The organism is Intrasporangium sp. (assembly GCF_036566125.1).
GTDB lineage: Bacteria > Actinomycetota > Actinomycetes > Actinomycetales > Dermatophilaceae > Intrasporangium.
This window is the reverse complement of record NZ_DATCWX010000284.1, coordinates 1-8,580: the sequence shown is the minus strand read 5'-3', so window position 1 is coordinate 8,580 and position 8,580 is coordinate 1. Positions and strand designations below refer to the sequence as shown.

General features: G+C 70.2%; 7 protein-coding genes and 1 pseudogene. 5 read left to right on the top strand and 3 right to left on the bottom strand.

Features of this window, described 5'->3' with window-relative positions:
• The 5 genes from VIR15_RS17355 to VIR15_RS17335 form a co-directional block, all read left to right on the top strand.
• Nucleotides 1-1,402, top strand: a 1,402-nt coding sequence (locus tag VIR15_RS17355; protein WP_331930028.1) for a KUP/HAK/KT family potassium transporter, incomplete at its 5' end; no start/stop codon positions are given.
• Nucleotides 1,403-1,475: 73 nt separating this feature from the next.
• Entirely contained in the window at nucleotides 1,476-2,855 is a 1,380-nt protein-coding gene (locus tag VIR15_RS17350; protein ID WP_331930026.1) for a hypothetical protein, read from the top strand.
• A 35-nt stretch (nucleotides 2,856-2,890) separates the two neighbouring features.
• Nucleotides 2,891-3,652 (top strand): class I SAM-dependent methyltransferase, encoded by a 762-nt coding sequence (locus VIR15_RS17345; protein ID WP_331930024.1) that lies wholly within the window; start codon nucleotides 2,891-2,893, stop codon nucleotides 3,650-3,652.
• Nucleotides 3,653-3,758: 106 nt separating this feature from the next.
• On the top strand, nucleotides 3,759-6,221 hold the full coding sequence (locus tag VIR15_RS17340; RefSeq protein ID WP_331930022.1) for a GcvT family protein: 2,463 nt from the start codon (nucleotides 3,759-3,761) through the stop codon (nucleotides 6,219-6,221).
• Nucleotides 6,222-6,237: 16 nt separating this feature from the next.
• Nucleotides 6,238-6,606, top strand: coding sequence for a DUF5655 domain-containing protein (locus VIR15_RS17335; RefSeq protein ID WP_331930020.1), 369 nt, complete (start codon nucleotides 6,238-6,240; stop codon nucleotides 6,604-6,606).
• Between the two features lie 100 nt (nucleotides 6,607-6,706).
• On the opposite strand, the gene VIR15_RS17330 is transcribed toward VIR15_RS17335, so the two are convergent.
• From VIR15_RS17330 to VIR15_RS21235, 3 genes and pseudogenes are all read right to left on the bottom strand, one after another.
• Nucleotides 6,707-7,558, bottom strand: coding sequence for a CoA transferase (locus tag VIR15_RS17330; protein ID WP_331930018.1), 852 nt, complete (start codon nucleotides 7,556-7,558; stop codon nucleotides 6,707-6,709).
• 6 nt (nucleotides 7,559-7,564) lie between these two features.
• Nucleotides 7,565-8,500 (bottom strand): annotated as a pseudogene (locus tag VIR15_RS17325) (helicase HerA-like domain-containing protein); the annotation flags it as partial.
• Nucleotides 8,427-8,579 (bottom strand): helicase HerA-like domain-containing protein, encoded by a 153-nt coding sequence (locus VIR15_RS21235; protein ID WP_414654973.1) that lies wholly within the window; start codon nucleotides 8,577-8,579, stop codon nucleotides 8,427-8,429. The gene VIR15_RS21235 and the pseudogene VIR15_RS17325, both read right to left, overlap by 74 nt.
• Nucleotide 8,580 lies beyond the last annotated feature (1 nt).

The following is an 8,580-nucleotide window of genomic DNA, read 5'->3' as shown; positions in this document are numbered from 1 at the left end:
CCCCTTCATCGAGTGGCTCCACACCCACCCGGTCGCCAAGGTGCCCGGGACCGCCGTCTTCCTGCATGCCGTCAAAACCTCAACCCCGCTGGCGCTGCGCGAGAACGCGACCTTCAACCACGTCATCCACGAGCTCGTCCTCATCGTGAGCATCTCCTCCGAGAACGTGCCGATGATCCCGGACTCCGAGCGGGTCGAGCTCGATCACCTCGGCGATCCCTATGATGCGATCACCCACCTGACGTTGCGGTTCGGGTTCCAGGAGGAGCACCCTGTCCGTGGGCGCCACGGTCACCCTTTGAACGCGGCCCGGAAGAGCTCCTCATCGGACAGCGTCAGCCCTAGAGTCACGAGAGTGACCGTGACATCGTCGTCCCCGCTGCCCATCCTGCCGACCTCGCTGGTGGGCAGCTACGCCCAGCCGGACTGGCTCATCGACCGAGCCAAGCTCGCCGGCCGCTTCCCGCCGCGGGTGCGGGCGAAAGAGCTCTGGCGGGTCGAGGCGAAGTACCTTGAGCAGGCGCAGGACGACGCCACGCTGCTGGCCATCCGCGCCCAGGAGGCGGCGGGCCTGGACATCATCACCGATGGTGAGATGCGGCGCGAGTCGTACAGCAACCACTTCGCCACCGCCCTCGAGGGCGTCGACATCGACAACCCTGGGGTGGCGCTCGATCGCAGCGGGCACCCCAACCCGGTGCCACGGGTCGCCGGCCCGATCTCGCGGCCACGACCCATCGGCGTTCGTGACGTGGAGTTCCTCAAGGCGAACACCGACCACCCGGTCAAGATGACGGTGCCCGGCCCGTTCACGATGTCGCAGCAGGCCCAGAACGACCACTATCCCGATCTCGCGTCGGCGGCCCTGGCGTACGCCGCCGCGGTGAACGCCGAGATCAAGGACCTGCATGCTGCGGGCGCCGACCTGGTCCAGATCGACGAGCCGTACATGCAGGCACGGCCCGACGCGGCCCGCGAGTACGGGCTCATCGCGCTCAACGCCGCCCTTGACGGCGTCACCGGGACCACCGCCGTCCACATCTGCTTCGGATACGCCGCGATCATCCACGAACGCCCGGAGGGGTACTCGTTCCTGCCCGAGCTGGCCGGCTGCTCGGCCGACCAGATCTCGATCGAGACCGCACAGTCGGGTCTCGACCTCGGCGTCCTCAAGGACCTCAGCGACAAGACCATCATCCTGGGCGTCATCGACCTTTCCGACCACGAGGTCGAGTCCGCCGAGCTGGTCGCCGACCGGGTCCGCCGAGCCTTCGCCTACACCTCACCGGAACGGATCACGATCGCCACCGACTGCGGGATGAAGTACCTGCCTCGCGCGAGTGCGGAGGGAAAGATGCGCGCCATGGCGCGGGCAGCGTCGATCCTGCGCGCCGAGCTCTGACTGCCTCTTCGGGTGCCCAAGTTCACCTGACAAGGGTGACGACTCTCTTGAGGGACGCGCCCACGCTGGGCGCATGTCCGAGCAGCGCGACCCGACAGTTCCCCTGCCCGTGGAGCCCACGGCCGGCACCACCCCGGACGCCGTCCCCGGCGGCGCAAGCCCGGCAACCGCAGTGCCCCCGGCGCCCAGCAGCGTCGGCGCACCTCCAGGGACCAATCGGTGGCGGGCCGCTGCTGCCGCGGTCCTCCTCGTACTCGGCGTCATCCTCGTTCCCGTCACCGCGGTGTCGTGGTGGGTGCGTGGCACGCTGACCGACACTGACAAGTACGTCGCCGCGGTGGGCCCCCTCGCGTCGGACCCGCAGGTGCAGGCCGCCGTCACCGACCAGGTCACCGACCGCGTCATGGCCCGCATCCAGAGCCTCAACCTCGCACAGGAGGCGACCGACGCCCTCATCGCCCGCGGCGTGCCGCCGCAGATCGCCGCCGCGGCGGGCCTCATCGCCTCGCCGATCCGCGAGCAGACCACGAACCTGGTCCACCGCGTCGTCGGGGAAGTCGTCTCGAGCGAGGCCTTCGCAACCGTGTGGACCAACGCCAACCGAGTCGTCCACACCCAGCTCCTGCGCCTGCTCAACGGGGAGACGTCCGCGCTCCAGCAGAACGAGAGCGGGCAGCTCGTCCTCAATCTCTCCGCGATCTCGGGCCCGCTGCGGACGCAGCTCGTCGCCGCCGGCGTACCCGGTGCCGACAAGATCCCGGACATCAACGCCCAGGTGGTGGTGGGCGACGGCACGCGCATCGAGCGGGCCCAGGACGCCTATCGGCTGATCAAGGGCATCCCGGTGCTCCTGCTCATCCTGACGGTTATCCTGCTGGCGCTCGGAATCTTCTTCTCGCGCAGGAGGTTGCGAGCGACGCTCTTCACGCTGGCCGGCATCGTGGTGGCGATGCTCATCGCTCTGACGGCCGCGAGGGTGGGCCAGGACTTTGCCGTCGACAACCTCCGCCAGGACGTGCGCGGGGCCGCGCAGGCCATGGTCACCATCGTCACCGACCGACTCCGCACGATCCTGCGGGTAGTCGCGTGGATCGCCCTCATCGCCCTCGTCGTGGCGCTCGTGTCGGGCAACGGGGCGCGTGCGACCGCGCTGCGCCGGCAGGTCCGTCACACGGGCGAGGTGGCGTGGGGCAGGGCGATGGCCTGGCCGCATACGTTCGTCGTCTCGATAGCGGCGACGATCATCGCCGTCGTCATCCTGCTCGCCACGGATCTGCCCGTCTTCTGGAACCTGCTGCTCGTCGTCGTCGCTGTGGTGGCAGGGATAGCCGCGTGGTTCAGCTCAAGACCCGATGAGGCGATGCCCGCGCCGAGTGTCACACCGGCTTCGAGCGCCACGATGCCCCAGAGCGCCACCGGCTCCACGGACGGGTCGCAGACGCCGGTCAGCTGAGCTCGGGTCCGGCGCGGGTGACCCATACTTGAGTGGTGCCGCTCGAGCACTTGCATGCTGATCGGGACCGGGCTGAGTCCTTCGGATCCGCTGCCGAGGCCTATGACCGGTTCCGGCCGGGCTACCCACGGGCCCTCTTCGATGACCTGCTGGCCACGCACGTTCGCACCGCTCTCGACGTCGGGTGCGGGACCGGCAAGGTGGCGCTCGACCTGAGCCGTCGCGGGGTCCGGACTCTGGGCATCGACCCTGACCAAAGGATGGCTGCTGTGGCCCGCAGGCACCGTGTTGACGTCGAGCTCGGCGGGTTCGAGAGCTGGGACGACGCCGGACGGCGCTTCGACCTGATCACCTGCGGGCACGCCTGGCACTGGATCGACCCTGAGACGGGTCCCGACAAAGCCGCTCGACTGCTCGAGCCTGGAGGTCGGATCGCGCGGTTCTGGAACTACCACGTCGTGCAGCCGGGCCTGCTTGGCGAGTTCGAGACGATCTACGCAGAACTCGCCCCCACAGTCACCGTCATCGGCCGCGACCCCAGCGGCGACGTCGACGCTCCGGACCCGTTCGGCACACACAGCGCCTTCACGACCGCTCCGCCCCGTACCTACCGGTGGGGGCGGCGGATGGGCCCCACCCAGTGGACGGGCTTGATCGCGACCTTCGGTGACCATCGCGGCCTTGGTCGGGATCGTCTCGCGCGCTTGACCTCGGCGCTGCACGACGCGATCGAGCGCCACGGAGGTGTCGTGACGGTGGCCGGCGGCACGTACCTGTTGCTTGCGCAGCGGGTCTGACAACGGACCACACGCACGATGTACGAACGGCCCGGATTCGCCTACCGACGACCGAAAGGCCAGGGCAACTGCGTGAAGGCCTGACTGGCGCGGCTACGGTGTGCGCGTGACTGTTGAACTGCCCGACCGGGCGCGCGTCGTCGTCATCGGTGGCGGGGTCATCGGCTCCTCCGTGGCCTACCACCTCGCCCACGCCGGCTGGACCGACGTGGTCCTGCTGGAGCGGGACCGGCTCACGTCCGGGACCACGTGGCATGCGGCCGGGCTGATGACCTGCTTCGGATCGACATCGGAGACCAACACCGCGATCCGGCTCTACTCCCGCGACCTGTACGCGCGGCTGGAGGCCGAGACGGGGCTGGCAACCGGATTCCGCCCGGTCGGCATGATCGAGGCGGCCGCCGACCGCGACCGTCTGGAGGAGTACCGACGGGTCGCGGCCTTCCAGCGCCACCTCGGGCTGGAGGTGCACGAGATCTCGCCCGCCGAGATCGCCGACCTGTTCCCGTGGGCGCGGACCGACGACCTGCTCGCGGGCTTCCTCGTCCCGGGCGACGGCCGGGTCAACCCTGTCGACGTGACGATGTCGCTGGCGAAGGGCGCGCGTGCGCTCGGAGTCCGGGTCATCGAGGGCGCCCCGGTGACGGACATCCTCACGAGCAACGGCGCCGTCACGGGGGTGCGCGCCGCCGACCAGGTCATCGAGTGCGACTACGTCGTCAACTGCTCGGGCATGTGGGCCCGGGAGCTCGGGGAACGGAACGGCCTGGTCATCCCGAACCAGGCCGCCGAGCACTACTACCTCATCACCGACACCATCGAGGGGCTCGACCCCAACGCCCCGATCTTCGAGGACCCGTCGTCCTACGGCTACTACCGCGAGGAGGGCGGCGGCATGATGGTCGGCCTCTTCGAGCCCCAGGCTGCGGCCTGGCGGGTCGACGGGATCCCGGCCGACTTCTCGTTCGGCAAGCTCCCACCCGACTGGGACCGGATGGCGCCCTTCCTCGAGAAGGCGATGGCCCGCGTGCCGGTCACCATCGACGCCGGAGTCCGGACGTTCTTCTGTGGCCCGGAGTCGTTCACGCCGGACCTGGCTCCGGCGGTCGGCGAGGCGCCCGGGATCCGTGGCTACTTCGTCGCGGCCGGGATGAACTCGGTCGGCGTCCTGTCGGCCGGTGGGCTCGGCCGCGTCCTGGCCCACTGGATCACGACCGGCGAGCCGGACGTCGATGTCACCGGCTTCAACGTCGACCGCTTCCGCCCCGACCAGCTCGACCCGAGCTACCGGGCCGCCCGCACGTCGGAGGTCCTCGGGACGGTCTATGCCGCCCACACGCCCGGCAAACAGCTACGTACGGCGCGCGACCGGCTGCTCTCACCCGTGCACGAGCGACTCGTCAAGCAGGGCGGCTACCTCCGCGAGGTGTCCGGCTGGGAGGGCGCCGACTGGTTCGCGGGTCCCGGCCAGACGGCGGCGGCCGAGCCGACGTGGGGGCGCGCGCCATGGTTCGAGCAGTGGGAGCAGGAGCACCGCGCCGTCCGCGAGGCCGTAGGGCTGATGGACATGTCCTTCATGGCCAAGTTCCACGTGCGAGGACCGGGAGCCGGCCACCTGCTCGACCGATTGTCGGCCGGCGCGGTGGACGGCGACCCGGGCACCATCACCTACACCCAGTGGCTGAACCACGACGGGCGGATCGAGGCCGACCTCACAGTCACCAAGCTCGACCAAGACGACTTCCTCGTGGTGGCCTCGGACACGGCACACGGCCATGTGCGCGCCCGCCTGCGCCGCTTCGCTGATCCCGTCGTGTCGATCACCGACGTGACAGCTGACTACGCCCAGCTCAACGTCCAGGGCCCCCGCTCCCGAGACGTCCTGGCCGGGCTCACCGACACCGATCTGGCCACCGAGTCGTTCGGCTTCCGCAGTGCCGGATGGGTCGAGCTGGCAGGGGTGCGGCTGCTCCTGACCCGGATCACCTATGTCGGCGAGCTCGGCTACGAGCTGTACGTGCCTGCGGCCGACGCGCTCCGGGTCTACGACGCCGTCCAGGCCGCCGGTGCCACGCACGGCCTGCGTCCCGTGGGCCTCAAGGCACTCGCCTCGCTCCGGATGGAGAAGGCTTACCGGGACTTCGGCCATGACATCGACAACACGGACTGCCCCCTCGAGGCCGGGCTGGGCTTCGCGGTGGCGCTCGACAAGCCAACCCCCTTCATCGGCCGCGAGCCACTCCTGGCCCGAAAGGCCGCGAACGCTGCCGCCGGCGGCATGGCGCGGCGCATCGTCCAGGTGCGGGTGCTCGATCCCGGGCCGTTGCTCTACCACGCCGAGATCGTGCTTCGGGACGGCGAGCCGGTCGGCTACGTCCGGGCCGCCTCGTACGGCTGGACCCTCGGCTCCGCGGTCGGGCTGGCCATGGTCGAGAGCGCCGGGGAGCTGGTGACCGCGGACTGGCTGGCGAGCGGCAGGTGGGAGATCGACATCGCAGGCACCCGCTACCCGGCGGAGGCCTCGCTGAGGCCGATGTACGACCCCACCAGCGCCCGCGTCCGCGTCTGACCCAGAGGCTGCCGGCATGACCAGCAAACCGACGGCGGAGGAGTTCTTCGCCGGGCACCCGTTCGCGTTCGCTGTGTACACCCGGGTGCTCGACATGGTCCGGGGCCTCGGGCCGACCGACGTCAGGGTGTCCAAGAGCCAGGTGGCGCTCCGGCGCCGCCGCGGGTTCGCCTACCTCTGGATGCCGGGCCAGTACCTCAGTCACACCGACGTCGACGTGGTCCTGTCCATCGCGCTCGGGCGCCACGACCACTCCGCCCGCTGGAAGGAGGTCGCCCACCCCTCGCCGAGGCACTGGATCCATCACCTCGAGGTGAGAGCGATCTCGGACCTCGACGACGAAGTGGCCGACTGGCTCCGCGAGGCAGCCGAGCGCGCGGGGTGAGTCCCAGCCCTCCCGCACAGGTCACGTCGGCGCGGCCCCAGCTCAGCGGCATACGACCTATGACGTATGCCGCTGAGCTCAGTTCCGAGCGCACCTTCCCTCAGGTGCGTGCGAGCGCCTCGAGGGGAAGGTCGTGCTCGCGGGCCCACTCGACCCACTCGGCGGAGGTCTTGGTGCTGAAGGCGGCGGCGAGGGCGTCCCGGTCGCTCGCCTCGAGCAGCTCCTCGAGCCTGGCGAGGAAGTGTGGCTCCAAGGCGGCGCAGGCGACGTACCCGTCCTTGGTGGCATAGATCGCGTAGCCGGGCAGGGCGCCGCCGAGGAGCCCACCCGGCGCGGTGAGGCCGTGCCGCAGGGGGTCTGCCATCGACTCCGCCGCCACCGACAGGGCGATCTCGCTATGGCTGCCCTCGCCGGAACGCTCCCGGGCGAACAGTGCGGCCACGGCGGCCGTCGCGGCGCGCTCGGCCCCGGCCAGGTCCGCGATGAGGGTGGACGGCATCCGCGGCGTGCCGTCGTCGGCGAAGATGAGGCCGTTGACCGCCTGGTAGGTGAGGTCGTGACCGGGCACCTCGGCACCCGGCCCCGGGTCACCGACGATCGCGACCTGGCACAGGCGCGGGTGACGCTCATGAACGGCGTCCCAGCCCAGCCCGAGACGATCGAGGGCAGACGGCCGGTGGGATGTGATGAACACGTCCGCGACGGACAGGAGGGCCTCCAGCGCGACGCTGCCCTCGTCGGTCTTGAGGTCGAGGGTCACGACCTCTTGCCGCGCCGTGAGCTCCGCGTAGTAGTCGGGGGCGACCCGGGCGACGAGGTCGCCGGAGGGTGGCTCGACCTTCGTCACGGTCGCGCCGAGCCCCGTCAGGCGAGCCGCGGCCACCGGACCCGGGACGTTCGTCGCGATGCTGACGACCGAGATGTTCTCGAGAGGAAGCGCTGCGCTGCTCATCGCGGCTCAGCGCCGCCGACGGGACGTGCCGAAGATGCTGCGGGTGATCTCGCGGCCGATGACCGTGCCGGCCGACCGGAGCATCGAGCGGAAGGCACCCGACGTGACGACCTTCTCGACGATCCCCTCTTCCTCCTTGGGCTGGCGGCCCGGCTTCGGCTCGGGGGCCGGCGCCTCCTCGGGGGTGGGGGCGGTTTCCAGGCGCTTGGCGAGCAGCTCGTAGGCCGACTCCCGGTCGGCGACGTCGGCATACTTCCGCGCCAGCGGGGAGCCGGCGATGATCCCGTCGACGGTGGCCTGCGGCGACGGGTCCATGAGCGAGTTCGGCGCCTTCATCCGGGTCCAGGCGACGGGGGTCGGGACGCCTTTCTCCGAGAGCACGGTGACGACGGCCTCGCCGATGCCGAGCGACGTCAGCAGCTTGTTCAGGTCGTACTGGGTGTGCGGGTACGTGGCGATGGCCTGCTTGAGCGCCTTGGCGTCGTCGGGCGTGAAGGCTCGCAGGGCGTGCTGGACGCGGTTGCCGAGCTGGGCGAGCACGTCGGCCGGCACGTCCTTGGGCGACTGGGTGACGAAGAAGATGCCGACGCCCTTGGAACGGATCAACCGCACCGTCTGCTCGATGGCGTCCAGGAAGGGCTTGCTCGCGTCGTCGAAGAGCAGGTGCGCCTCGTCGAAGAAGAAGACGAGCTTGGGCTTGTCGAGGTCGCCCTCCTCGGGCAGGTCCTGGAACAGGTCGGCGAGCAGCCACATGAGGAAGGTGGAGAACAGCTGGGGCCGATCCTGGACCTGCGGCAGCTCGAGGCACGAGACGATCCCCTTGCCGTCGGCGGTGGTGCGCAGGAGGTCGTTCGTGTCGAACTCCGGCTCACCGAAGAAGGCGTCCGCCCCCTGGTCCGCGAAGGTGATGAGGTTGCGCAGGATGACGCCGGCCGTCGCGCTCCGTCTGCATCAGGTCGTCGAGATCGAACGCCGGCTCGCCGAAGAACTCGTTGCCGCCGCCGTCCTCGAGCCCGACCAGC

Coding starts and splice junctions, on each gene's coding strand:
- VIR15_RS17335 (WP_331930020.1), top strand. CDS start 6,238: ATGACCAGCAAACCGACGGCGGAGGAGTTCTTCGCCGGGCACCCGTTC.
- VIR15_RS17350 (WP_331930026.1), top strand. CDS start 1,476: ATGTCCGAGCAGCGCGACCCGACAGTTCCCCTGCCCGTGGAGCCCACG.
- VIR15_RS17330 (WP_331930018.1), bottom strand. CDS start 7,558: ATGAGCAGCGCAGCGCTTCCTCTCGAGAACATCTCGGTCGTCAGCATC.